The organism is Myxococcus eversor (assembly GCF_010894455.1).
Lineage (GTDB): Bacteria > Myxococcota > Myxococcia > Myxococcales > Myxococcaceae > Myxococcus > Myxococcus eversor.
In genome coordinates, this window is the sequence record NZ_JAAIXY010000005.1 from 375,214 (window position 1) to 400,445 (window position 25,232).

General features: G+C 68.4%; 12 protein-coding genes. 6 read left to right on the forward strand and 6 right to left on the reverse strand.

Translation table 11 applies throughout. The features are described 5' to 3' along the window. Positions 1-30 precede the first annotated feature (30 nt). A complete protein-coding gene (gene eno, locus G4D83_RS12945) occupies positions 31-1,314 on the forward strand; it encodes a phosphopyruvate hydratase (RefSeq protein WP_163865028.1) in 1,284 nt (427 codons plus the stop codon). An 85-nt stretch (positions 1,315-1,399) separates the two neighbouring features. On the opposite strand, the gene G4D83_RS12950 is transcribed toward eno, so the two are convergent. Continuing rightward, entirely contained in the window at positions 1,400-2,431 is a 1,032-nt protein-coding gene (locus tag G4D83_RS12950) for a hypothetical protein (protein ID WP_163865029.1), read from the reverse strand. A gap of 185 nt (positions 2,432-2,616) precedes the next feature. Between G4D83_RS12950 and G4D83_RS12955 the strand changes: the two genes are divergently transcribed. Together G4D83_RS12955 and G4D83_RS12960 are read left to right on the forward strand one after the other, a co-directional pair. Then, positions 2,617-3,717: an ornithine cyclodeaminase family protein gene (locus G4D83_RS12955; RefSeq protein WP_240356302.1), complete on the forward strand. Its 1,101-nt coding sequence runs from the start codon at positions 2,617-2,619 to the stop codon at positions 3,715-3,717. 83 nt (positions 3,718-3,800) lie between these two features. Continuing rightward, entirely contained in the window at positions 3,801-14,135 is a 10,335-nt protein-coding gene (locus tag G4D83_RS12960; RefSeq protein WP_163865030.1) for a non-ribosomal peptide synthetase, read from the forward strand. Between the two features lie 7 nt (positions 14,136-14,142). Here G4D83_RS12960 and G4D83_RS12965 read toward each other — a convergent pair whose 3' ends face one another. Next, entirely contained in the window at positions 14,143-15,399 is a 1,257-nt protein-coding gene (locus tag G4D83_RS12965) for an MFS transporter (protein WP_163865031.1), read from the reverse strand. Between the two features lie 218 nt (positions 15,400-15,617). On the opposite strand from G4D83_RS12965, the gene lysW reads away from it, so the two are divergent. Together lysW and G4D83_RS12975 are read left to right on the forward strand one after the other, a co-directional pair. Further along, positions 15,618-15,815, forward strand: coding sequence for a lysine biosynthesis protein LysW (lysW, locus tag G4D83_RS12970; RefSeq protein ID WP_163865032.1), 198 nt, complete (start codon positions 15,618-15,620; stop codon positions 15,813-15,815). Positions 15,816-15,828: 13 nt separating this feature from the next. Further along, a complete protein-coding gene (locus G4D83_RS12975) occupies positions 15,829-16,692 on the forward strand; it encodes a family 3 encapsulin nanocompartment shell protein (protein ID WP_163865033.1) in 864 nt (287 codons plus the stop codon). A gap of 81 nt (positions 16,693-16,773) precedes the next feature. Here G4D83_RS12975 and G4D83_RS12980 read toward each other — a convergent pair whose 3' ends face one another. After that, positions 16,774-17,742 (reverse strand): SAM-dependent methyltransferase, encoded by a 969-nt coding sequence (locus G4D83_RS12980; RefSeq protein ID WP_163865034.1) that lies wholly within the window; start codon positions 17,740-17,742, stop codon positions 16,774-16,776. Between the two features lie 135 nt (positions 17,743-17,877). Further along, positions 17,878-18,879, reverse strand: a complete 1,002-nt coding sequence (locus G4D83_RS12985; protein ID WP_163865035.1) for a hypothetical protein — start codon at positions 18,877-18,879, stop codon at positions 17,878-17,880. A gap of 613 nt (positions 18,880-19,492) precedes the next feature. Between G4D83_RS12985 and roxA the strand changes: the two genes are divergently transcribed. Next, on the forward strand, positions 19,493-21,514 hold the full coding sequence (gene roxA, locus G4D83_RS12990; RefSeq protein ID WP_163865036.1) for a rubber dioxygenase RoxA: 2,022 nt from the start codon (positions 19,493-19,495) through the stop codon (positions 21,512-21,514). 92 nt (positions 21,515-21,606) lie between these two features. Here the strand turns inward: roxA and G4D83_RS12995 are convergent, their stop codons facing one another. Both G4D83_RS12995 and G4D83_RS13000 read right to left on the reverse strand, forming a co-directional pair. Beyond that, the gene (locus G4D83_RS12995; protein ID WP_163865037.1) at positions 21,607-23,013 is read right to left on the reverse strand and encodes an aldehyde dehydrogenase family protein; all 1,407 of its coding nucleotides are present in this window, start codon (positions 23,011-23,013) and stop codon (positions 21,607-21,609) included. Between the two features lie 30 nt (positions 23,014-23,043). Continuing rightward, on the reverse strand, positions 23,044-25,221 hold the full coding sequence (locus G4D83_RS13000; RefSeq protein WP_163865038.1) for a 3-hydroxyacyl-CoA dehydrogenase NAD-binding domain-containing protein: 2,178 nt from the start codon (positions 25,219-25,221) through the stop codon (positions 23,044-23,046). Between the last annotated feature and the right edge of the window lie 11 nt (positions 25,222-25,232).

The window sequence follows — 25,232 nt, forward strand, 5'->3', positions numbered from 1 at the left end:
GCACTGGGACCGCTTCGCTACGAAGGCGCGATGACTACAATCGTCGGTGTCGTAGGCCGTGAGATTCTGGACAGTCGCGGCAATCCCACTGTCGAAGTCGATGTCATCCTCGAGAACGGCATTCGCGGTCGCGCCGCGGTCCCCTCCGGTGCCTCCGTGGGCACTCACGAGGCCGTGGAGCTGCGGGACGGCGACAAGGGCCGCTACCTCGGCAAGGGCGTGCTGAAGGCCGTCGCCGCAGTGAACAACGAGCTGTTCAACGCGGTCCGTGGAATGGACGCGGAGGCGCAGCTCCAAATCGACCAGACGATGATTGCCCTCGACGGCACGCCGAACAAGAAGAAGCTCGGCGCCAATGCCATCCTCGGCGTGTCGCTGGCCGTGGCGAAGGCCGCCGCCGCCGCGCGCGGGCTGCCGCTCTACCGCTACGTGGGAGGCGTCTCCGCCAACCTGCTGCCCGTGCCGATGATGAACATCATCAACGGCGGCGCGCACGCGGACAACCCCATCGACTTCCAGGAGTTCATGATCATGCCCGTGGGAGCCAGGTCGCTCTCCGAGGCGGTGCGCATGGGCGCCGAGGTCTTCCACACCCTGAAGAATGGCCTGTCCGAGGCCGGCCACGGCACCAACGTGGGCGACGAGGGCGGCTTCGCGCCGAACCTCAAGAACGCCGAGGAAGCGCTCGACTTCATCATGAAGTCCATCGAGAAGGCCGGCTACCGCCCCAATGAGGACATCGCCCTGGCGCTGGACTGCGCCGCCAGCGAGTTCTTCAAGGACGGCGTCTACGACTACGAGGGCGAAGGCAAGAAGCGCTCCGTCGAGGACCACGTGAAGTACCTGGAGGGGCTGGCGGCGAAGTACCCCATCGTCTCCATCGAGGACGGCCTGGCCGAGGACGACATGGCCGGCTGGAAGCTGCTCACGGACCGCATCGGCAAGAAGGTCCAGATTGTCGGCGACGACCTCTTCGTCACCAACGTGACGCGGCTGGCCGACGGCATCAAGAACGGCATCGCGAACTCCATCCTGGTGAAGGTCAACCAGATTGGGACGCTGTCGGAGGTCATGGCCGCCGTGGAGATGGCGCACAAGGCCGGCTACACCGCCGTGATGTCCCACCGCTCCGGCGAGACGGAGGACGCCACCATCGCGGACCTGGCCGTCGCCACCAACTGCGGTCAAATCAAGACGGGCTCGCTGTCCCGCGCGGACCGCACCGCCAAGTACAACCAGCTCATCCGCATCGAGCAGGAGCTGGGCAAGTCCGCCCGCTACGGCGGTCGCTCCGTGCTGCGCGTGCGCTCCTGAGCCTCGCACCGGCGGCCGGGCGAAGTCGTCCGGCCGTCGTGCCGTCCGTCAATCGGGGGAGCGCTCCTCCCTCGTGACGGGGGGCTCACGCCGCGAGCCCCAGGTTGCGCCGCACCGCCGGCTGCCTCACCTTCCAGATGAGGCTGTCGACGATGTAGTGGTGGAAGTTGAGCGTCTGGACGATGAGCAGGCTGGCCGCCGGAATCCACCCGAGTCCCTTGAGGATGAAGGTGTAGAGCAGCGCGGAGATGGCGATGCAGACCACCAGGTAGTGCACCATCCACCGGCTCTGGCTGAGCGTGGAGAGGAACCGGTGCGCCGGGCTCACCTTGTCCGCGAAGCGGCGGTTGTGGAACAGCCAGACGATGAGGATGTACTGCGCGTTGTGCCACACGTTGAGCCCCAGCCAGCCCGTCTCCAGGCTGGGGATGACGAAGTAGCCCAGGGTGAACATGCCCGCGTGCGTCGCCAGGTAGAGCGTCTGCGCGGGGCTGCCGGCGCCGGAGCGCAGCGCCCGTGCCTGGAACACCGCCCAGGCCGCCACCGCCACCAGCGCGCTGGCCGCGGCCACCCACGCCACCTCCTGGGGCACCGGCAGCATGCGCACGTCCAGCTTGAGGAAGGTGGTGGAGCCCTGCGCGGAGCGGTGCAGCAGTCCCGCCAGGGGTAACAGGTACAGCATCCACACCGTGGCGGGGTTGTCCGACGGCGGCCTGCGCGAGGCCCGGTCCATGATGCGGCTGACGCCGTAGCTCTGCCGCAGGTAGTGCCACCCCTGCCAGTAGAAGTAGATGCTCATCAGCGGCCAGACGCCGGCGAGCTGGTACACGGCGAACGTCCCGCTGAAGACGATGAGCGGCAGCACCCAGATGTGGAAGCGGTGCTGCTGCCGGCTCTCCCCGTCGAAGCCCAGGCGCGTGAAGGTCGACACCACGTGGTGGTAGCCGAGCAGCCACACGTCGATGGTCAGCAGCAGCGGGAATAACGAGGGCTTCGCCAGCGCGGCCAGGGCGAAGACAACTCCCAGCAACGCGGTCCCCACGATGAAGAGAAGGTCGAATCGGGGATTGCGAACCCAACCCCACGACAGCTCCGAGGTGTCCGTTCGTGTGCTCACGGCGCCGGATGATAGGGCTTGCGCCGAGTTCCTGTAAATCGTGCAATGTCGGCAAGTGTGGTCATGGGCAATCAGGGGTGATTATTCTTCTGGTCTGGTAATGGTGTGTCTGTTTGTTTTGATTGTCTTCACAGGCCTCGCGGCATGATGCAGAGTGCGCGCAACTCCACCCGAGGGGAGCGCCCGTGAAGACACTTCTCGTCACCCAGGCGGACCTGCGCAAGCTCGTGCATGAGGTGGGAATCGATGCCCTGATGGACCAGGTCATCGAGGCGGTGGAGGGCGCCTTCCGCGCGTTCGACACGTCGAGGACGGAGCTGCGGCAGCGGGACGGTTTCACGCTGCGCAATGCTCGGACAGGCGTGCTGGAATGGATGCCGGTGATGCGTCAGGGTGAAACAATTACAATCAAAGTGGTGGGCTACAACCCGCTGAATCCCAGGCGCTATGGGGTTCCCACCATCATCGCGACCAACAGTGTCTATGACTGTGAGACGGGGCATCTGATGGCGGTGGTGGACGGGGTGTTGGCCACGGCGTTGCGCACGGGGGCGGCGTCCGCCATCGCGAGTCGCCATCTGGCGGACCCGGACAGTCGGGTGGTGGGGCTGGTGGGGTGTGGGGCGCAGGCCGTCACGCAGTTGCATGCGTTGTCCCGCGTGTTCAGCATCCAACGGGTGCTTGCCTTTGACGTGGACCCCGTGGCGCAGCGGTCCTTTCCCAAGCGCGTGGGTTTCCTGGGGTTGGACGTGCGCGCGGTGCCGCTGGAGACGGTGGAGGCGGAGGCGGACATCCTCTGCACGGTGACGTCCGTGGGCGTGGGAGAGGGGCCGGTGCTGGAGGACGGACGGCTGCGGCCGTGGCTGCATGTCAACGCGGTGGGCTCGGACCTGCCGGGGAAGGTGGAGCTGCCGCGCTCGCTCCTGGAGCGCAGCCTGGTGTGTCCGGACTTCCTTCCCCAGGCGCTCGTGGAGGGCGAGTGCCAGCAGCTCCGGCCCGAGCAGGTGGGCCCGAGCATCATCGAAGTGGTGCAGAACCCCGAGCGTCATCGGGACTGGCGCAAGCGCTCCACGGTGTTCGACTCCACGGGCTTCTCGCTGGAGGACGAGGCGGTGACGCGCGTCCTCACGGAGCTGGCCCGGAGGCATGGCCTGGGCATGGACGTGGAGCTGGAGTGCCTCGCGGGGGATGCGATGGACCCGTATGACCTGCTCTTGCCGGGCCAGGGTGTCCAGGCCGGTGAGGAGGCGCCAGGCGACTCCCGACACAAGGTCCGCGTGGCCTGAATCGCGCTTCTCTTCCTCTCATTGCCTCTCACGCGGGAGTCCCGTGACTCGCCCGGCGGTGTCGCGGGGACTCGAGGAGCACCATGTCGCAGAGCGAGCAGTCCACCCGTCCGAAGGTGGAGCGAGCGGGGCGCCGGCCTCCGTTGGTGCACCAGCCGCACGGTGGCGTGGTGGAGCAGTCCTTCGTGCAGCAGCGGCTGTGGTTCCTCGCGCAGCTCGACTCGGAGGGGCTCGCCTACAACGCTCCCTTCGCCGCGAGGCTGAAGGGGCGGCTGGACGTGAAGGCGCTGGAGGAGGCGTTCCGCGCGGTGATGCGGCGGCACGAGTCGCTGCGAACGACCTTCGGTGAAGTCGACGGCACGCCGGTGCAGCGCATCCACGAGGTCGTTGAGTTCGAGCTGCGCATGGAGGACGTGGCGGACGGAGAGGTGCTGGCGCGCGTGGAGGAGGAGGCGCGACGGCCCTTCGATTTGGAGCGAGGCCCGTTGCTGAGGGCCAAGGTGTTGAGGGTGCGGGAGGACGAGCACGTGCTGGTGTGGGTGGTGCACCACATCGTGTTCGACGGGTGGTCGGTGGGAGTGCTGGAGCGGGAGCTGAGCGAGGCGTACTCGGGGAAGGGGGGCGACGAGCGACGCGTGGAGGTCCAGTACGCGGACTTCGTGAGGTGGCAGCGGGAGTGGTTGAAGGGAGAGGTGCTGGAGAAGCAGTTGGCGTGGTGGAGGGAGGAGCTGGCGGGAGCGCCGCTGGTGTTGGAGTTTCCGACGGACCACCCGAGGCCGGCGGTGCAGACATTCTCGGGGGCGCTCACGTGGTTGCCGCCGCTCGGGACGCTGGAGGGGCCGCTTCGCGAGCTGAGCCGGAAGGAGGGGGTGACGCTGTACATGACGCTGCTGGCGGCGTTCCAGGTGTTGCTGGCGCGCTACAGCGGGCAGCGGGACATCGTCGTCGGTTCGCCCTTCGCGGGACGAGGCTCCCGGGATTTGGAGCGGATGATCGGCTTCTTCGCCAACATGCTGGCGCTGCGAGCACGCGTCGACGACGTGCCCTTCCAGGAGGTGCTCAAGCGGGTGCGGCGCTCGTGCCTGGGAGCCTTCGCTCACGAGGAGCTGCCGCTCGAACAACTGGTGGAGGCACTCCAGCCGGTGCGGGACTTGAGTCGCCCGCCGCTGTTCCAGGTGGCCTTCGTGCTCCAGGGCGAGCCCGCATCGTCGTTGGCGTTGGAGGGCGTGGACGCCTCGGACGTTCCGCTGGAGCCGGGCGTGTCGAAGTTCGACCTCACCTTGTTCGCGCGCGAGACGTCCCGAGGGTTGGTGACGTACTGGGAATACAACACGGACCTCTTCGACGAGGCGACGGTGGCGCGGCTGGCCGAGCGCTACGTGCGGTTGCTCGAAGCGGTGGTGGCGCATCCCGAGCTGCGGGTCTCCGAACTCCCCTTGTTGAGCACGGCCGAGCGGGAGCAGCTCCTCGTCGATTGGAACGACACGCGGACCGGGTACCCTCGCGAGGCGAGCATCCACGAGGTGTTCGAGGCACAGGTGGCGCGCACTCCGGATGCCGTCGCCGTGGAGTTCGAGGGCGCCCGGCTCACCTATGCGGAGCTGAACCGTCGAGCCTGTCAGCTCGCGCATCACCTGCGGCGGCATGGGGTGGCGGCTGGCGGCCGGGTGGGACTGTTCACCCGGCGCTCGCTGGAGATGGTGGTGGCGACGCTCGGCATCCTGAAGGCCGGCGGCGCGTATGTGCCGTTGGACCCGTCCTATCCACCCGAGCGACTGGCCTTCATGTGCGAGGACGCGGGGCTCCAGGTGTTGCTGGTCCAGCCGTCGCTGAGCTCGCGACTTCCCTCGGTGGCCGGGGAGGTCATCGCGCTGGAGTCGTCGTGGGCGCGGTTCGCCACCGAGTCGGAGGAGGCCCCCCGGGTGTCGGTCCCCGCCGAGGCGCTGGCGTACGTCATGTACACGTCGGGGTCGACGGGGCGACCGAAGGGCGTGTGCATTCCGCACCGGGCCGTGGTGCGGCTGGTGAAGGGCTCCCGCTTCGTGGAGCTGGGCGCGGACGAGGTCTTCCTGCAACTGGCGCCCATCTCGTTCGACGCGGCCACGCTGGAGCTGTGGGGACCGCTGCTGAACGGAGGGAAGCTGGTCGTCTTCTCGGAGCACGCGCCCGCGGTGGAGGAACTGGAAGGCGTGCTGTCGCGGCATGGCATCACCACGCTGTGGCTCACCTCGGCGCTGTTCGAGCAGGTGATGGCCACCCGGCCCGATGCGCTGGCGAGTGTTCGTCAGGTCCTCACGGGAGGAGACGTGGTGTCGCCCGGAGCCGTTCGCGCGCGGCTGGCTCGGGGTGGGGCCGTCACCAATGGCTACGGCCCGACGGAGAACACCACCTTCACCACCACGCATCGACTGACGGACGTGCCGCGAGTCGGCGAGTCAGTGCCCATCGGGCGGCCCATCTCGAACACGAGCGTCTACGTGTTGGACGCGGACCTGGCGCTGGTGCCCGTCGGTGTGTGGAGCGAGCTGTACACGGGAGGCGATGGACTGGCGTGGGGATATCTCGGTCGGCCGGAGCTGACGGCGGAGCGCTTCGTGCCCCATCCCTTCAGCACGGAGCCGGGAGCGCGGCTGTACCGCACGGGAGACCGGGTGCGCTTCCGTCGCGATGGGGCGCTGGAGTTCGCCAGTCGGCTGGATGGTCAGGTGAAGCTGCGAGGCTTCCGCATCGAGCTGGGTGAGGTGGAGTCCGCGCTCGCCGCGCATCCCGAGGTGCGGGAGGTGGCGGTGCTGGCGCGTGATGATGGGCCCGGAGGTCGGTGGCTCGTCGCGTACTTCGTCCCTTCCGCGGATGCGGCGCTGACGCCTCAAGCGCTGCGGGCGCATGCACAGAGCAGACTGCCCGAGTACATGGTGCCCTCGGCGTTCGTCCCGCTGCCGGCGCTTCCGCTCACTCCGAACGGGAAGCTGGACCGGAAGGCCCTGCCGTCACCGCGAGCGGAGGACGCGCGAGGCGAGTTCGTGGCGCCGCGCACGGCGATGGAGCAGGTGGTGGCGGACGTGCTGGCGCCCCTGCTCGGCCTGACGCGGATGGGCGTGGAGGACCACTTCTTCGAACTGGGGGGCCACTCGTTGCTGGCGACCCGGGCCGTGTCGCGGTTGCGAGAGGTGGTGGGACGCGAGCTGCCCGTGCGAATCCTGTTCGAGTCGCCCACCGTGGCGCGGCTCGCGGAGCGACTGGAGGAGAATCACGGCGCGCAGCCGCCACCGCTGGCGCATCAGCCACACGGTGGCGTGGTGGAGCAGTCCTTCGCGCAGCAGCGGCTCTGGCTCACCTCGCAACTCGATGCGGGAGGGATTTCCTACAACGTCCCCTTCGCGCGACGGTTGAGCGGGCGGCTGGACGTGAAGGCGCTGGAGGCGGCGTTCCGCGAGGTGATGCGAAGGCACGAGTCCCTGCGGACGACCTTCGGCGAAGTAGACGGCAGGCCGGTGCAGCGCATCCACGAGCAGGTGGGGTTCGAGCTGTGCGTGGAGGACGTGGCGGACGGAGAGGTGCTGGCGCGCGTGGAGGAGGAGGCGCGACGGCCCTTCGATTTGGAGCGAGGTCCGCTGTTGAGGGCCAAGGTGTTGAGAGTGCGGGAGGACGAGCACGTGTTGGTGTGGGTGGTGCACCACATCGTGTTCGACGGGTGGTCGGTGGGGGTGCTGGAGCGGGAGCTGAGCGAGGCGTATGCGGCGAAGGTGCGCGGTGATGCGTCGGAGCGGCCCGGCCTGGAGGTTCAGTACGCGGACTACGCGAGGTGGCAGCGGGAGTGGTTGAGGGGGGAGGTACTGGAGAAGCAGTTGGCGTGGTGGAAGCAGGAGCTGGCGGGAGCACCGCTGGTGCTGGAGCTGCCGACGGACCGGGCGCGGCCCGCGGTGCGGACCTATCGTGGCGTGCTGAAGCGGGTGGCGCTTCCCGCTGGGCTGGAAGGACAGCTTCGTGAGCTGAGCCGGAAGGAAGGGGTGACGCTGTACATGACGCTGCTGGCGGGGTTCCAGGCCCTGCTGGCGCGCTACAGCGGACAGACGGACGTGGTGGTGGGCACGCCCATCTCCGGACGGAACTGGAGACAGGTGGAGGCGCTGGTCGGGTTCTTCGTGAACACGCTGGTGCTGAGGACCGCGACGGAGGGCGCGAGCTTCCAGGAGTTGCTACGGCGGGTGCGGCGCGCGTGCCTGGGCGCCTTCGCGCATCAGGACCTTCCGTTCGAGCAACTGGTAGACGCGCTCCAGCCGAGCCGGGACTTGAGTCGCTCGCCGCTGTTCCAGGTCATGTTCGTCATGCCCGGCACCCTGTCGCCGCTGGACCTGGACGGTGTTCGAGTGGAGGAACTCGACTTCGAGCCCGGGGTGTCGAAGTTCGACCTGACGTTGTTCGCGTGGGAGACGCCGCGGGGGCTGGTGACGTACTGGGAATACAACACCGACCTCTTCGACGAGGCGACGGTGTCGCGGATGGCCGGGCACTACGGTCGGCTGTTGAGCGCGGCGGTGACGTCCTCGGAGCGACAGGTCCTGGAGCTTCCGCTGCTCGGGGACGTCGAACGACAGCGCCTGCTCATCGACTGGGGCTCGCGCCAGGACTCCACCTGTGTGCCGGGGCTGATGCATCGCTGGGTGGAGACGCAGGTCGCGCGAACGCCTCACGCGGAGGCGGTCTCGGATGGCACTCGTTCGCTGACCTATGGGGAGCTCGACGCGCGCGCCAACCAGCTCGCGCAGCACCTGGTGGCGCTGGGCGTCCCACCCAACGGCTCCGTGGGCTTGTGTCTGGACCGGGGGAGCCTGGAGATGCCGGTGGCGGTGCTCGCGACCCTGAAGGCGGGCGCGGCCTTCCTCCCGCTGGACCCGACCTGGCCCGTCGAGCGACTCGCGCTCATGCTGGAGGACACGTGCGCGCCCGTGGTGCTGGCGCAGTCGCACCTCGTCGCGGCGCTGCCTCCTGGCACAGGGGCTCGATTGGTGTGTCTGGAGGACGAGAGCGCCGCCATCGCCAGGCGCCCCACCGTGGCTCCCTCCGTCGACGTCTCGCCGGAGACGAACTGCTACTTCGTCTACACCTCGGGAAGCACCGGCCGGCCGAAGGGCATCGTCATGTCCCACCGCGCGGTGGGCAACATGCTCTGGTGGTTGCTGCGGCGCACGGTGAAGCCGGACGCCACCACGCTCCAGTTCGCTTCGCTCAACTTCGACGTCTCCTTCCAGGAGCTGTTCGGCACCTGGTGCCTGGGCGGGCGCGTCCTGCTCATCACCCCTGAGCTGCGCAGGGACCCCAGCGCCATGCTGCGGTACATGGCGCGGCACCGGGTGGAGCGACTGTATCTGCCCTTCGTCGCGCTCCAGGCCGTGTGTGACGCCGCCGGCGCGGAGGACGTGCTGCCGCCATTGACGGAGGTGGTGACGGCGGGAGAGCAGCTCCAGGTGACTCCGGCGCTGGTGGCCTTCTTCGAGCGGCTCCCGGGCTGCGTGCTGGAGAATCAATACGGGCCGTCGGAGGCGCACGTCGTCACCGCCTGGAGGGCTTCGGGCCCACCGTCGTCGTGGCCCGCGCTGCCTCCGGTGGGCGAGCCCATCCCCAACGTGCGGCTCTACGTCCTGGACTCGAAGGGCGCGCCTTGCCCCATGGGTGTCCCGGGCGAGGTGGGTGTCGCGGGCGCCAGCCTCGCGCATGGCTACCATGGTCGACCGGACCTGACCGCGGACCGCTTCGTCCCGGACACGCTCGGCGCGGTGCCCGGTGAGCGCTACTACCGGACGGGGGACAGGGCCCGCTGGCTCGCGGATGGGAACCTGGAGTTCCTGGGCCGCCTGGATGGGCAGGTGAAGCTGCGCGGGTTCCGCATCGAGCTGGGCGAAGTGGAGGTGGTGCTGCGAGCCCTGCCTGGCGTGCGCGACGCGGTGGCCGTCGTCCGCGAGGACGTGCCGGGAGATCGACGGCTCGTGGGCTACGTCGTCTTCCAGGAGGGCCAGCGACTGGAGCCCTCGGAGTCGCGCGCGCTGCTGCAAGCGAAGCTGCCCGAGTACATGGTGCCCTCGGCCTTCGTGTCGCTGCCCACGCTGCCGCTGGCTCCCACGGGGAAGGTGGACCGCAAGGCCCTGCCCGTGCCGCGCGCGGAGGAGGCTCGCGGTGGCTACGTGGCGCCGCGCACCGCGATGGAGCGGGTGGTCGCGGAGGTCTTCGGACCGTTGCTCGGGCTGGAGCGCGTGAGTGTCGAGGCTCACTTCTTCGAGCTGGGAGGACACTCGCTGCTCGCGACGCAGGCGGTGTCGCGCTTGAAGGAGGTCATCGGTCGCGAGCTCCCGGTCCGCGTGCTCTTCGAGTCCCCCACGGTGGCCCAGCTCGCCGAGCACCTGGAGGACGTGCTGGAGGATGCCAGGGGCGCGGCACCACCGCCGCTGGTGCGAGGGCCCCCGAGCGCCGTGGCGGAGCAGTCCTTCGCGCAGCAGCGACTGTGGTTCCTCTCCCAGCTCGATGCCGAGGGCTTCTCCTACAACATGCCCTTCGCGGTGAGGCTGAAGGGTCCGCTGCACGTGAAGGCGCTGGAGGGCGCGTTCCACGAAGTGGCGCGCAGGCACGAGTCCCTGCGGACGACCTTCGGCGAAGTGGACGGCAGGCCGGTGCAGCGCATCCACGAGCAGGTGGAGTTCGAGTTGCGCATGGAGGATGTGGAGGAAGGGACGGTGCTGGCGCGAGTGGAGGAGGAGGCGCGGCGGCCCTTCGATTTGGAGCGAGGCCCGCTGTTGAGGGGGAAGGTGTTGAGGGTGGGGGAGGATGAGCACGTGTTGGTGTGGGTGGTGCACCACATCGTGTTCGACGGGTGGTCGGTGGGAGTGCTGGAGCGGGAGCTGAGCGAGGCGTACGCGGCGAAGGTGGGCGGGAAGGCGGTCGACGAGCGACGCACGGAGGTGCGGTACGCGGACTACGCGAGGTGGCAGCGGGAGTGGTTGAAGGGGGAGGTGCTGGAGAAGCAGTTGGCGTGGTGGAAGCAGCAGCTCGCCGGGGTGCCTCCTGTGTTGGAGCTGCCCACCGACAGGCCTCGGCCCGTCATGCAGTCGTTCAACGGCGGCCATCTGGCGGTGCGGCTTCCTCCGGAGCTGGCGGGCGCGCTGCGCGAGGTGAGCCGAAAGGAGGGGGTGACGCTGTACATGACGCTGCTGGCGGGGTTCCAGGCCCTGCTCGCGCGCTACAGCGGACAGACGGACGTGGTGGTGGGCACGCCCATCTCCGGACGAAACTGGAGGCAGGTGGAAGCGCTGGTGGGCTTCTTCGTGAACACGCTGGTGGTGAGGACGGAGACGGAAGGCGCGAACTTCCGGGAGCTGCTGCGGCGGGTGCGGCGTGCGTGTCTGGGCGCCTTCGCGCATCAGGACCTTCCGTTCGAGCAGTTGGTGGATGCTCTCCAGCCGAGCCGGGACTTGAGTCGCTCGCCGCTGTTCCAGGTCATGTTCGTCATGCCGGGGCCCACGGCGCCGGTGTCGCTCTCCGGCCTCGCGGTGGAGGAGGTGTCCTTCGAGCCGGGCATGGCGAAGTTCGACCTCACCTTCTTCGTGCGTGAGCTGCCCCAGTCGCTTGTGACGTACTGGGAATACAACACGGACCTCTTCGACGAGGAGACGGTGTCGCGGATGGCGGGGCACTACACGCGGCTGCTCCAGGCCGCGCTCTCCCATCTGGGACAGGACGTGGAGTCGCTGCCACTGTTGGGGGAAGCGGAGCGGCGCCGTCTGCTCGTGGAGTGGAACGCCACCGAGGCACCCCGCTCCTCGGCGCCCTGCGTGAATGTGCTCTTCGAGGCGCAGGCCGCGCGCACGCCCGACGCCATCGCCGTCCGCTTCGGAGAACAGACGCTGACGTACGGCGAGCTGAACCAGCGAGCGAACCGACTCGCGCGCTTCCTCCGCCGTGGAGGAGTGGGCCCTGATGTTCCGGTGGCGCTGTGCGTGCGCCGCTCACTCGACCTGGCCGTGGGCGTGCTGGGCGTCCTCAAGGCGGGCGGTGCCTATGTCCCGCTGGATCCCGCCTATCCGCGCGAGCATCTGGAGTGGATGCTCCGTTCGTCGGGTGCGTCGTGGCTGCTCACGCAGTCCTCGCTCGCGGGTGTACTGCCGGAGGGCATCGCTCGCGGGCTGGCTCTCGATACGGAGGCGGCTCGCTTCGCGGAGGAGTGCTCGGCGGACCTGGAGCCGGTGGCGAGGCCGGAGTCACTCGCCTACGTCATCTACACCTCGGGCTCCACCGGCACGCCCAAGGGCGTGGCCATGCCGCACGGGCCGCTGCTCAACCTCGTGCAGTGGCAGCTCGGTGTGTCCCTTCAGCCGAAGGCCCGGACGCTCCAGTTCTCTCCGCTGAGCTTCGACGTGAGCTTCCAGGAGCTGTTCTCCACCTGGGCCGCGGGAGGCGAGCTGGTGCTCATCCCCGAGGAGCTGCGCCTGGATGCGCACGCCCTGTTGGAGTTGATGGACCGGTGTGAAGTGGAACGACTGTTCATGCCGTTCGTCGCGCTCCAGAATCTGGCGGAGGTGGCGGACCGCGAAGACTTCGCGCCGCGACGACTTCGCGAGCTGGTGACGGCGGGCGAGCAGCTTCGAGTGACACCCGCGTTGCGACGCTTCGCGCGGCGGTTGCCCGGCTGCGTCCTGCACAACCACTACGGGCCCACGGAGTCGCACGTGGTGACAGCCCACACGCTGGAAGGGGACCCCGAGTCGTGGCCAGACCTGCCCTCCATCGGCCGGCCCATCGCGAACGCCCGCGTCCATCTGCTGGACTCGCGACAGGCGCCCGTTCCGCTCGGTGTCCCGGGGGAGCTGTATCTCGGAGGTGAGGTGCTGGCGCGTGGCTACCTCCACCGTCCGGAGCTGACGATGGAGCGCTTCGTGCCGGACCCGCTCGACATCGCGCCTGGGGCGCGGCTGTACCGCACGGGCGACTTCGCGCGATATCGACCGGACGGGACGCTCGAGTTCCTGGGGCGACGCGATGCGCAGGTGAAGGTCCGTGGCTATCGCATCGAGCTGGCGGAGATCGAGGCCGTGCTCGCGCGGCACCCGGCGCTGAAGGATTGCGTGGTGGAGGCTCGCGAGGATGGCTCGGGTCTCACGCGCCTGGTGGCCTATGTCGTGGGCGGAGAGGGCGGTCCTCCGGCGGCCTCCGAGCTGCGAAGCTTCCTCAAGCAGCGACTGCCCGAATACATGGTGCCCGGACTCTTCGTGCCGCTGGACTCGCTGCCGCTCACGCCCAGCGGCAAGGTGAACCGCCGAGCGCTGCCCGAGCCGGAGGGGGAAGTGACGGTGCGCTCGGTGGCGCGTGTTCCTCCGCGCACCTCGCTGGAGCTTCAGCTCGTTCGTGCCTGGGAGGAGACGCTGGGCCTGCATCCCGTGGGGATTCGGGAGGACTTCTTCGAACTGGGCGGCCATTCGTTGTTGGCCGTGCGGCTGCTCGGCCGGATTCGCGAGCTGACCGGACGCGCGCTCCCGGTGGCGACGTTGTTCCAGGGCGCGACGGTGGAGCGCATCGCAGGCGTGTTGCAGCAAGCGCTGGGGCCATCGTCGTCATTGGTGGAGCTGCGGAGCGGAAGGGCGAAGCGTCCGTTCTTCTGCATCCATCCCGTGGGAGGAACGGTGCTCGCCTACGCGGAGCTGGCGCACCTGTTGGGGCCGGACCAGCCGTTCTATGGATTGCAGGCTCCGGGACTCGACGGCGAGGGGGTGCCCCACGACAGCGTGGAGGCGCTGGCGGCGCATCACCTGCGCGCCATTCGCACCGTGCAGCCGCGGGGGCCCTACCTGCTCGGAGGGTGGTCCCTGGGCGGCACGCTCGCCTACGAGATGGCTCAGCAGCTTCAGGAGCAAGGCGAGCAGGTGGACCTGCTGGTGCTCATCGACACCTATGCGCGAGCCCATCCAGGAGGTGTGGTGGACCGCGAGTGGCTGGAGCCCGCGAGGTTGGGCGCGCTCTTCTTCAGGGACTTGCTGCGCGCGGCGGGCGCGGACCTGCCGTGCTCCGAGGAGGAACTCTCACGGCTCTCTCCGGATGAGGTGCTGCGGCTCCTGGAGGAGGCGGGACGTCAGGCCGCGGCGCTGCCCGAGTCGGGCCTCACTGCGCTGCGCCAGGTGTTCGAGTCCAACCTTCGCGCCGCATGGCGCTATGTGCCGAGGCCCTACTCAGGCGTATTGCTCTCCATCGAGTCGAGCGAGTCGCCACGTGTCCACGAGTGGGAGCTGCTGGCGAGGGGCGGCGTGGAGGTCCACACGCTTTCCGGAGACCACTACGCGCTGCTGCGGCATCCGGGCGTCCAGCAACTCGTCGCACTGTTGCGCGACGCGTTGGCGCGAGCCCATGCGAAGGCCCAGCCCCGGAGCGTGTCCGCATGAGCCGCGTTCATGTGGATGGAGGAGGGGCGCGCGCCTCCAGCGAAGCGAGCCGGCCCGGCAGCAGCACGCGCACGCTCAGCGCCAGCGCGAAGAACAACAGCGCCGCGCACGCGGTGACGGCGCGCAGTCCCAGCCGGTCCCCGAGCGCTCCCTGCAACCACACGCCGCCGGAGTACCCCAGATTGAGGACCAGGTTGAACAGGCCGCTCACGCGCACTTGCATCTCCGCGCTCGCGCGCCCCTGGCACAACGTCCTCAGTCCTCCCACCGCGAGCAGGTACAGCGCGCCGAGCACGAAGAGGAACGTCCCCGCGATGGGCACGTTCGGAGACAGCCAGTACGCGGCGGCCACGGGCCCCAGCAGGAGCATCGTCCGCTCCAGCAGCGCTCCTCGCCCCCAACGCTCGGCCAGCGTCCCCGCCAGTACGGCGGCCGTCACCGCGCCCACGCCCTGCACCGTGGTGAGCAGCGACGCCGTGGCCGCGTCGCCCTGGAGCACCCGCAACGCGAGCACCGGCACCAGCGCGATGAAGGGCGAGATGAGCACGGCCACGCCCAGCGTGCCGCCCAGCGCCGCGGCGATGCCCACGTCCTCACGCGCCGCGAGCAGCCCGCGCTTGACTCCACTCCACAGCCCCTCCCCAGGTCGTGGATTCCCCCGGGGCACCGGTCCCATCGAGGCCAGCGCCACCAGCACCGCCACGAAAGAGACTGTGTTGAACACGAACGCCCACGCCACCCCTCCCCGCGTGAGGATGAGGGCCGCGAGCGCCGGGCCGAAGATACGTCCCAGGTTGGCCTGCGCCAGGTCCAGGCTGAGGCCGCTATGAAGCTGCTCGGACGGAAGAATCACCGCCGTCATCGCGGAGAAGACCGGCAGCGTCAGCGCGCTCATGCAGCCGTGCAGGACGCAGAGGATGGCCAGCGGCGTGAGCGTGAGCCGCCCCGTGGCCGCCAGCACCGCGAGCGCTCCGGCAATCACCGCCTGCGCCAGCGTGCACACCGCCAAATAGGCCCGCCGGTCGAACCGGTCCGCCAGCGTTCCCGCGAGTGGGACGAGCACGATGGAGGGAAGGAATGCCAGCGCGGTGATGCGGCCCATCCACTCCGCGCGCCCTGTCGTCTCCGTCACGTAGATGCCCAGAGCGACCAGCTCCATCCACGTCCCCAACGTGGAGATGAGCCCTCCCCACCAGACCTTCACGTAGGCTGGATGACTGAAGGCACGAAACGACGGATGACTCGAAAGTCGCCGGATGGACATGGGACGTCGCGACAGTGGAGCACAGAAATCGCTCTTGCCGAGGCAGCTGAGAAATGCCGCCTCGCTGCACTCGCGTGCCTCTCGTGGCTCGCCTTGACGAGGGCGGAGAAGGCTCCCAGACTGCACGCGCCTGGGACTCAGGGAGGGTGTGAAACATCGCGCCCCATGAACCCGTTGCCGTCAGCGACAGCGACGGCGGTTGAACAAGGAGCAAGGGCATGCAAGCACTGACGAAGCAGGCGGAAGAGACCGGGCAGGCTCTGTGTCCCACGTGTTCTCAGCCCATCGACGGCACGGGCCGTGTGCAGGGCGAGGTGCTCACGTGCACGGGCTGTGACGGCGAGCTGGAGGTGGTGGGCCTCAATCCACTGCGGCTCGAAGAGGCACCCGAGGTAGAGGAGGACTGGGGCGAGTAGGCCCTGGATCGACATGAGCTCGAACGAGACAGTGGAGCAGCCCGTTCTCTCGCCCGGAAGGGTCTTCGCCCAGGCGGTCGCCACGCAGGGCGCGAAGGCCTCGGTGGATTTCCCGCACACCATCACCGAGGCCTTCCCGGGCTTCAAGCGACGTCCGCGCATCGCCGTGCGCGGCCTCTTCAAGGTCGCGAAGGCGGACGGTGCCAAGGTGAAGTACTGGCACGAGACACCGCCGAAGACGGCGCCCACCGTGGCGGTGGAGGACGTGGGCCTGCGGCCCGAGGCCGCGTTCGAGTTCCACACGGACCTGGCGACGCTCAAGCCGACGACGGCCTGGATTCAAGTGCCTCCGGCGCTGCTCGATGACCCGGAGACGCTGGCGACGTTCATCGACTTCCGGCTGCTGGTGCGGCTGTGCACCGCGGAGAACCAGGCGCTCGCGCGCGGACGCGGAGGAGACCGTGTGCGCGGGCTCCTGGAGACGCCAGGGATTGCCCGCCTGCCAGCGCTCTCGGACCCTGTCTCATCGCTGCTCGCCGCGTGTGACAGGGTGGAGCAGATGGGCGGCAGCGCCGACGGCATCCTCGTCAACCCGGCGGACTACTACCGGTACTTCGTGGGACGCGGTGGACTGCTGGCGGACCTGACCGCCATGGGCGTGCGCATCGCTCGCGCGCGCATGGTGGACCCCGGGCAGGTCATCGTCGGGGACTTCACCGCGGCGGCGACCATCTTCGACAGTGGCCGCTCCTCCATCCGCTTCGCGGAGGCGCCTCCGGGCATCTTCCCGCGCGAGGGCCTGGCGGTGTGCGGTGAGATTCACACCGCGCTCGTCGTCCACCTGCCGACGCACTTCTACGTCGCCTCGCTCGTCTGACGAACGCGTCGCCCGGAGCGCGACGACACCCCACCGTCCGGAGTCACTTCCTTCCGGACGGCGGGTGAGGACGTGCCCGGCTCAGGGCTTCTCCGCGTAGACCACCGCGTACTCGTCGCAGTTGAACAGCGTGAGCCACTGGAGCTGCTCGAACTCCATCTGCCGCGCGCGCTGGACGTCCTCTCGCACCTTGGCGACGGTGACGCTGCCGGGCTGCTTCTCGGCGGCCGTCATGCCCCTGAGCGCGGCCAGCGCGGTGTTGACCGCGGGGTAGACATCCGAGGCGATGGAGTCCAGCCGGACCTGCTGGAAGCCCACCTGGCGCAGCTCGGTGAGATAGCGCTGGGTCGTCCAGACGTTGGCCTCGGGAAAGGCAATCCGGCCCCGCCAGTAGCGGTGACGCAGGCGGCGCCGCAGCCCCGTGCCCGTCTCGCGGTCCGTCTTCTGGCACATGTCCGCCATGACCAGGCGCCCGCCCGGGCGCAGCACCCGGAACGCCTCGCGCAGGAAGTCGCCGCGCGTCCGGAAGTGCATCGCGGACTCCAGGGCGAAGACGACGTCGAAGTCACCCGTGCCGAAGGGAAGCCGCGTCGCCGAGCCCAGCTCCAGCTTCACCACGCCGTCCAGCCCCGTGAGCCGCACGCGCTCCCGTCCGATGTGGACCTGCTTGGGCGTGACGTTGACGCCGACGATGCGCGCGGGGCGATACGCCTCCGCCCAGAGGATGTCCTGGTCCGCATAACCGAAGCCGCAGTCCAGCACCGCGTCGCGCTCGCCCAGCCGCGCCGTCCGCGCCAGCAGGTGCGCCATCTGCGCCTGGGCCGCCATGAACAGCTCACCCACCCGCTCGCAGTTCGTCTCGTCCACCCGCTCCACGTCCCGCCAGTAGCCCAGGTTGATCCAGAAGGGCTCTCGTCCAGTGCTGACGCGAATCTCTTGCGGTGTTGGAAGCCCAGTCACCCAGGCGCCCGTCTCGTTCGTATAGAAACGCTCAGGGTCCGCCAGCACCGCGCTCTTGAGCTGCCTTGCGACCTGCATGACGTTGAACATCGCGAGCCTCCCCAACAGCGATGTTGGCATTATGGCGCGGAATGCAGGAATTGAGGAGCTGTCAGGGCACATAAATGTCAATGGCAAGCGTGGGGACAGGTCTGGCAAGGTGGGAGGAATTGGCGGTCCGCGCGCTCACGTGGGGCCCAGCGGGTCTCCGGACGGGCCGCTCCGGGCGCGCAGGCCGGGGCCCAGCTCGAAGATGAGGCCGAACTGGACCAGGCTCACCGGCTCCAGGAAGAGGATGTTGAGGTAGTCCTGTCCGTGCACGTACCGGACGAACGCGCCGAAGCCCGCGCCCCAGCGGGGGAGGGCGGCGGCCTCCACGTTGAACGTCCACCGTTGCGAAGGTGTCTCTCCGAAGGGGCCGTTGACGTTGCCCTCCACACGGAAGCGGTGTTCGAACCACTGCCGCTCCACCAGGAGGCCAAAACCGACATGTCCGTCGCCATAGACTTCTCTCATCTCCGGGGTGATGCCGCCGAAGGCGAGTGAGGAGTTGCGCTCGATGAAGGCTCCCACGCCGAAGCTCCATGCGGAGCGGCGGGCCAGGTCGATGTTCTCGACGAGCCGGAACTGGGCCTCCAGCCGGATGAAGTTGGTGGAGAAGTCGCCGCTCGTCTCATTGAGTGGCAATGCGCCTTCGACGGACGCGCAGCCGCCCTCCGCCTCGCTGCTCTGGTTGGCGTAGAAGCACCCCGCCTGCCCATTGGAGTAGTGCCCCACGGAGAGGTTGATGAGCGACAGGGCCAGACGCTTGGGTTTGCCCTGGTCATCCAGCCACGGCTTCCACAGGTGCGCCGCCTGGAGCGTCAGCTTGGGCATGAAGGACGGTGGAATGACGGGGCTGGACTCCTGCGCCAGCATGCGCAGCCGGATGTTCGGCGTCACCACTGCGCTCAGGATGTACTCACCCAGCGTGGGCGTGGCGTGGCCGATGTGGAGTTGAGGCAGGAAGAGATTGGGCGCGACCTGGGCCTCGAACACCAGGTGCGAGGGCTCCGGGTCTCCCACCCGTCGAATCCGATTGGGCGAGAAGAAGACGTAGGAGCGGTCCAGCCCGACGTTGAACGGCGCGTCCAACTCGAAGCGCGAGCTGGCCTCCACTCCGGGCGAAAGGCCCAGGAGGACGAGCAACCAGACCCAGGGCCGCCACGAACGGACGCGTCCAGGGGATGGAAGCTTTGCCGCGTCGGCGCTCCAGGCGGACGGCGTTTCCAGAGGGGGGAGGACAGGGGGCGAGGAGCGAGCGTCGAGGTGCACGGAGGTCTTCCCCGGTGAAGGGGCGTTGTGACCTCATTGATACGACGGTCTTCGGATATTCCGCAACGCGGAATATCTTGCTGACGGATGATGGCCACCCCTACCGGGCGTGTGAGGTGCCGTCCTGCCCGCGCGCCTTCTGAGCTGGCTCGCGGTGCCACACGGGCGCGGGACTTGTCGCCCGTGAAGGGAATGGCTGGGATTGAATCGGAACCGGAGGTGTGAGTCTTTGTTTGCCCGCTGATCCCCGCCGTTGCTGGTGCGGGCCTCGCGTTCCACCTGCTGGACCGAGTGGTGGTCGGGCGATATCTCGACGATTGGCGTCGCTGCGGCGTGCTCTGAAAACACGTGTATTCACGCACCATTAGGTCGCCCAAACCCTCCAAAACCCGGATTCGATGACGCGCTGCGTATTGTGCGCCTTCACCCTGGGGCCTGATTATCGCGCTGTTGTCAGAGTGCCAATAAGCAATGGAGGGCTGCGCGCATGCGACTGCACCGAAGTCGTCAGTGGGCTTTTTCGAGTTCCTTGCTGTTGGCCCTGGTCGTCACCCGGGCGGAGGCCGCGGACCCGCCGTTGTTGGATGTGACGGCGAACCGCTCTCCGTTCGGGTCGGCGTGTCAGGGCCAGCCGGATTCCACGCTGTTGCCGGTGGACCCCAGAACCCTCGTCGTCCCGGGCGTCAACAAGCCGGGCGCCGCGGTGCAGTTCAACGCGTACTGGGTGGACCTGCACAACCCGCCGCCGCCGTTCGTGACGACGCTGGCACCCAACCCGAAGAACTGTGGCGAGTTCCGGGCGAGCGTCGCCCGTGGAAAGAAGAACATCGAGACCCGGGCGTACTTCCAGCCCTTCTCGACGGCGACCGCGTACTACACCATGTACACGCTGTGGGGTTATCTGTTCCGCCCTTCCGACTTCGACGAGCAGGTCATCAAGCGCTACGGAATGTCGAAGGCCCCGTTCCGCAATCCCTATCCGATGCCCTGGGAGAACCCCAACCTCACCAACGGCGGCAGCGGTCAGCTCCCGCTCGGCCTGGTGCAGGAGCGCGACTCCAACGGCCGCTGGACGGGCGCCATCGGCTCCACCTGCTCGGGCTGTCATGACTCGCGGCTGGGCACGGAGTCGGAGTCGGGCTTCGTGTGGGGCCGCTCCAACGACGCGCTGGACGCCGGCCTCATCCAGTCCGACATGTTCCGCTCCACCGTGGTGGGCAATGTCTTCCAGATTGCCCCCGTGCCCTGGAGCGTGGGCCGCGGCATGAGCGACGCCATTGGCATTGTCGACCTGCTGCCCGCGCTCTTCGACATGGACTCGCTGGCCCTGGTGCCCAGCCTGCTCGAGTATTTCCCCACCCACGCCGGTGGCATGTCCCGCGCTCCCAACTGGTGGTACCGCGCGTTCAAGACGCGCCAGTTCTGGGACGGCGCGCTGACGTCCGACAACGTCCGCTCGGAGATGGCGTTCGCCGTCGCCAACCTGGGGCGCAACGCGGCCGAGCGCCGCGCGCTGACCGCCGAGTTCGAGGACAACGACAACTTCTTCGTCTCGATGTCGCCCCCCGCCTACCCCAAGGCCATCAACACCGCGCTGGCCGAGCAGGGCGCGGTCCTCTTCCACGAGCGTGACTTGTGGGCCAATGGCGCCAACGCCACCATTCCGAAGACCCCGGGCAACGGCTCCTGCGCGAGCTGCCACGGCGTCTACTCGCCGCGCTACGCGGCCAACCCCGCGTACCTGCCCGACCCCCGCCTCAAGGGCATCTCCGGCGTCATCACCCCCATTGAAACCATCCGCACGGACCCGGCCCGCAAGGACTTGATGGCGGACGAGCGCAAGCGCCGCGCGTGGAACACGTCCTTCCTCGCCTACAACGACGAGCACCCCAACCACGGCCCCTTCTACGACGACCCCATCTCCAGCGCGCTGCGCCGCGTGCCGCGCGCCGCGTATGACACCGGCATGGGGCCCGTGTACTCACCGGAAGGGCCCAACGCGTGGATCAAACCGTTCGGCTACGTAGCCACGCCGCTCTACGGCGCGTGGGCCTCCGCCCCGTACTTCCACAACTCCAGCGTGCCCACCCTCTGGGGCGTGCTGAAGCCGTCGGACCGTCCCAAGGTGTGGAAGCGCCTGCAGACCTCCACCAACAACCTGGGCACCAACGCGGGCTTCGACCCGAGCTTCGCCTCCTACGACTTCGACAAGCTCGGCTGGAAGGTGACGGCGCTGGCCTGTGGAGACCGCCCGGCCAATGACCCCTTCATCCCCTGCAGCCACGAGATGGCCACGCTGGACGTGCTGTTCGCCAACATCGCGAACGTCGTCGCCAACTACAACTCGCTGGCGTACCAGTCGCCGCCGCCCATCAGCCAGAAGCAGATCAACTCCCGCATGATCTTCAACTCGCACCTGTACGGGCTCGGCAACGGGGGCCACGACTTCACCCAGTCGCTCTCCGACAGCGAGCGCTACGCCCTCATCGAGTACATGAAGACGCTCTGAAAACGACTCACCCGTGACGGGCACGGAAGGCCTGTCACGGGTGGGCGGTTGAAGCACGGCGGCCTCCGGGAGGAACACCCCGGGGGCCGTTGCTACATCAGGCGCTTGAAGAGGCCGAGCTTGCCCACGTACGGCGGGTAGCGCATGGCCAGGTCCAGCAGGAAGGGCCGCTTCACGACGCTCTTCTTGTGGCTGAAGGCATCGAAGCTCGACTGGCCGTGGTATCCGCCCAGGCCGGACTCGCCCACGCCGCCGAAGGGCAGGCCCTCCACCGCGAAGTGGACGCAGACGTCGTTGACCACCGCGCCGCCGCTCGACGTCTCCGTGAGGACGCGCTCGTTGACGGCCGCGTCCTTGGCGAAGCTGTAGAGGGCGAGCGGCTTGGGCCGCGAGCGCACGAAGCGGATGGCCTCGTCGATGCTCGGGCAGTCCACCAGCGGGAGGAGGGGACCGAAAATCTCTTCCTGCATCAGCGGACTGGACAGGGGCGCGTCGGTGATGACGGTGGGCGCGAAGAAGCGGGAGGACGCCTCGCGCTCACCGCCGAAGGCCACCTTCCCGTGCCCCGCGAGCGCCGAGACGCGCTCGAAGTGCCGGGCGCTGATGATGCGGCCGTAGTCATTGCTGGTGCGCGCGTCGGCGCCGTAGAAGCTGGTGACGGCCTTCTGGACCAGCGCGGCGAAGCGCTCCTTCAGCTCGGGGTGGATGAGCACGTAGTCCGGCGCGATGCACGTCTGGCCCGCGTTGACGAACTTGCCCCAGGCGATGCGGCGCGCGGTGACCTCCAGGTCGGCGCTCCGGTCCACGATGCAGGGGCTCTTGCCGCCCAGCTCCAGGACGGTGGGCGTCAGGTGCTTCGCCGCGGCCTCCGCGACGACCCGACCCACCTGGGTGCCACCGGTGAAGAAGATGAGGTCCCACTTCTCCGCGAGGAGGGCGCGGCTGGTCTCCGCGTCCCCCTCCACGACGGTGACGACGTCCGCTGGAAACGCCTCGGACAGCAGCCGGGTGAGTACGCTCGACGTCGCCGGGGCCAGCTCGCTGGGCTTGAGCACGGCGGTGCAGCCCGCGGCGAGCGCCCCGATGAGCGGCGCGATCGACAGCTGATACGGGTAGTTCCAGGGCGCGATGATGAGCGTCACGCCGAGCGGGTCCGCGTACTGATAGGCCCGCGCGGGCTGGATGACGATGGGCGCTGGTGTCTTGCGCGGCTTCATCCACGACTTCACGTGCTTGAGCGCGTTCTTTATCTCCCCGTAGATGCTGCCGACCTCGGTGAGATACGCCTCCTCCGCGCTCTTGTTCAGGTCCGACTTGAGGGCGGCGAAAATCTCCGCCTCGTACTTGCGCACGGCATGGCCCAGGGTCTCCAACTGCGCCCGCCGCCACTCGAGCGGGAGCGTGACGCGGGACTCGAAGTAGGCACGCTGCTTTTCGACGAGCGCCTTCGCATCGAACGAAGACGGGACAGCGGCGAGGCGGGTGGAACCCTGGGCCATGGGACTTCTCCTTGCGTGAGATTCGCGCGGCTACTTCAAGAACTCGCCCTTCTCGGCCTTCTCCACGAGCGACGCGGGGGGCAGGAAGTGCTTTCCGTAGCGCTGCGCCAGCTCGCGCGCGCGGGTGATGAAGCCCCGCGGACCCGTGCCGCTGGGGCCCTCGTAGCCGTTGATGAACTGGGCCACGCCGCCCGTCCATGCCGGGAAGCCGATGCCCAGGATGGAGCCGATGTTGGCGTCCGCCGCCGAGCGCAGCACGCCTTCATCGAAGCAGCGCACCGTGTCGATGGCCTCCGCGAACAGCATGCGCTCCTTCATGTCCTCGAAGGGGATGGTGTGGCCCGGCCTGGTGTAGTGCTGGGCGAGCCCCGGCCACAGGTTCGCGCGCTTGCCGTCCACGTAGTCGTAGAAGCCCGACCCGGTGGAGCGGCCCTTGCGCCCGTGCTTGTCGATGAGCGTGTCCACGACGGCGTAGCTGCCGTGCTCCACCCACGTCTGGCCCGCGGCCTCCGCTGCGGCCTTCGTCTCCAGGCGGATCTTGCGCGGCAAGGTCAGCGTCAATTCGTCCATCAGCGCCAGGGGCGCCGCCGGGTAGCCGGCCTGCAGGCCCGCCTGTTCAATCGACGCCGGAGCGATTCCCTCGCCCACCATGGCGATGGCCTCGTTGAGGAACGTGCCGATGACGCGGCTGGTGAAGAAGCCCCGGCTGTCGTTGACGACGATGGGCGTCTTGCCAATCTGCACCGCGATGTCGATGGCCTTCGCCAGCGTCGCGTCGCTCGTCTTCTTGCCGGCGATGAGCTCCAGCAGCGGCATCTTGTCCACGGGGGAGAAGAAGTGCATGCCCACGAAGTCCTCCGTGCGCTTCACTCCCTCCGCCAGCAGCGTAATCGGCAGCGTGGATGTGTTGGACGCCAGCACCGCGTCGGGGGCCACGACGTCCTGCACCTCCTGGAACACCTTGTGCTTCAGCTCCACGCCCTCGAACACGGCCTCGATGACCAGGTCGCAGCCCTTGAGCTGGGCGGCGTCCGCCGTCGGGGTGATTCGCGCCAGGAGCGCGTCGCCCTTCTCCTTCGTGGACTTGCCCTTCTGGATGGCCTTCTCCACCAGCTTCACGGAGTACTGCTTGCCCTTCTCCGCGGACTCCTGGCTCACGTCCTTGAGCACCACGTCGATGCCCGCCTTGGCGCAGACGTAGGCGATGCCCGCGCCCATCATCCCGGCGCCGAGGATGCCGACCTTCTTCGCCGTGTGCTGCGGGAAGCCCTTGGGCCGGCCGCCACCGGAGTTGATGTGCTGCATGTCGAAGAAGAACGCCTGAATCATGTTCTTCGCGACCTGGCCGGTGGCCAGCTCGGTGAAGTAGCGCGACTCGATGGTGAACGCGGTGTCGATGTCCACCTGCGTGCCTTCCACGGCCACCGCCATGATGGCGCGCGGCGCGGGCATGTTCGCGCCCTTGATCTGCTTGCGCAGGTTGGCGGGGAAGGCGGGCAGGTTCGCCGCGAGGCCGGGATGGGACGGCGTGCCGCCCGGAATCTTGTAGCCCTTCGCGTCCCACGGCTGCTGCGCCGTCGGGTTCGCCTTGATCCACGCCTTGGCCGCGGGCAGCAGCGCCTCCACGGACTCCACCACCTCGTGCACCAGGCCGACCTCCTTGGCCTCCTGCGGGCGGTAGCGCTGGCCCTGGAGCAGCACCTTCATCATCGCGTCCACGATGCCCAGCATGCGCACCGTGCGCACCACGCCGCCGCCACCGGGCAACAGGCCCAGCGTCACTTCCGGCAGGCCCAACTGCGCGCCCTTCACGTCCGCGACGATGCGGCGGTGACAGGCCAGGGCAATCTCCAGGCCTCCGCCCAGCGCCGCGCCGTTGATGGCGGCGACCACGGGCTTGCCCAAGGTCTCCAGCGTGCGCAGGTGCGACTTGATCTCCTGGACCAGCTCGAACGCCTGCTTCGCGTCCTCCTTGCGGATGCGCTGCAAGTCGTTCAGGTCGCCGCCGGCGAAGAAGGTCTTCTTCGCGGAGGTGAGGATGACGCCGGTGATGTCGGCCTTCTCCTTGGCCAGCCGGTCCACCGTGGCGCGCATGGACTTCAGGTACGCGGCGTTCATGGTGTTGGCGGACTGGTTGGGGTCATCCAGCGTCAAGATGACGATGCCGTCGGCATCCTTGTCCCAGCGGATGGTGTTCTGCTCGCTCATGGGGTTCGCTC

Coding starts and splice junctions, on each gene's coding strand:
- lysW (WP_163865032.1), top strand. CDS start 15,618: ATGCAAGCACTGACGAAGCAGGCGGAAGAGACCGGGCAGGCTCTGTGT.
- G4D83_RS12995 (WP_163865037.1), bottom strand. CDS start 23,013: ATGGCCCAGGGTTCCACCCGCCTCGCCGCTGTCCCGTCTTCGTTCGAT.
- roxA (WP_163865036.1), top strand. CDS start 19,493: ATGCGACTGCACCGAAGTCGTCAGTGGGCTTTTTCGAGTTCCTTGCTG.
- eno (WP_163865028.1), top strand. CDS start 31: ATGACTACAATCGTCGGTGTCGTAGGCCGTGAGATTCTGGACAGTCGC.
- G4D83_RS12980 (WP_163865034.1), bottom strand. CDS start 17,742: ATGTTCAACGTCATGCAGGTCGCAAGGCAGCTCAAGAGCGCGGTGCTG.
- G4D83_RS12960 (WP_163865030.1), top strand. CDS start 3,801: ATGTCGCAGAGCGAGCAGTCCACCCGTCCGAAGGTGGAGCGAGCGGGG.
- G4D83_RS13000 (WP_163865038.1), bottom strand. CDS start 25,221: ATGAGCGAGCAGAACACCATCCGCTGGGACAAGGATGCCGACGGCATC.
- G4D83_RS12975 (WP_163865033.1), top strand. CDS start 15,829: ATGAGCTCGAACGAGACAGTGGAGCAGCCCGTTCTCTCGCCCGGAAGG.
- G4D83_RS12965 (WP_163865031.1), bottom strand. CDS start 15,399: ATGTCCATCCGGCGACTTTCGAGTCATCCGTCGTTTCGTGCCTTCAGT.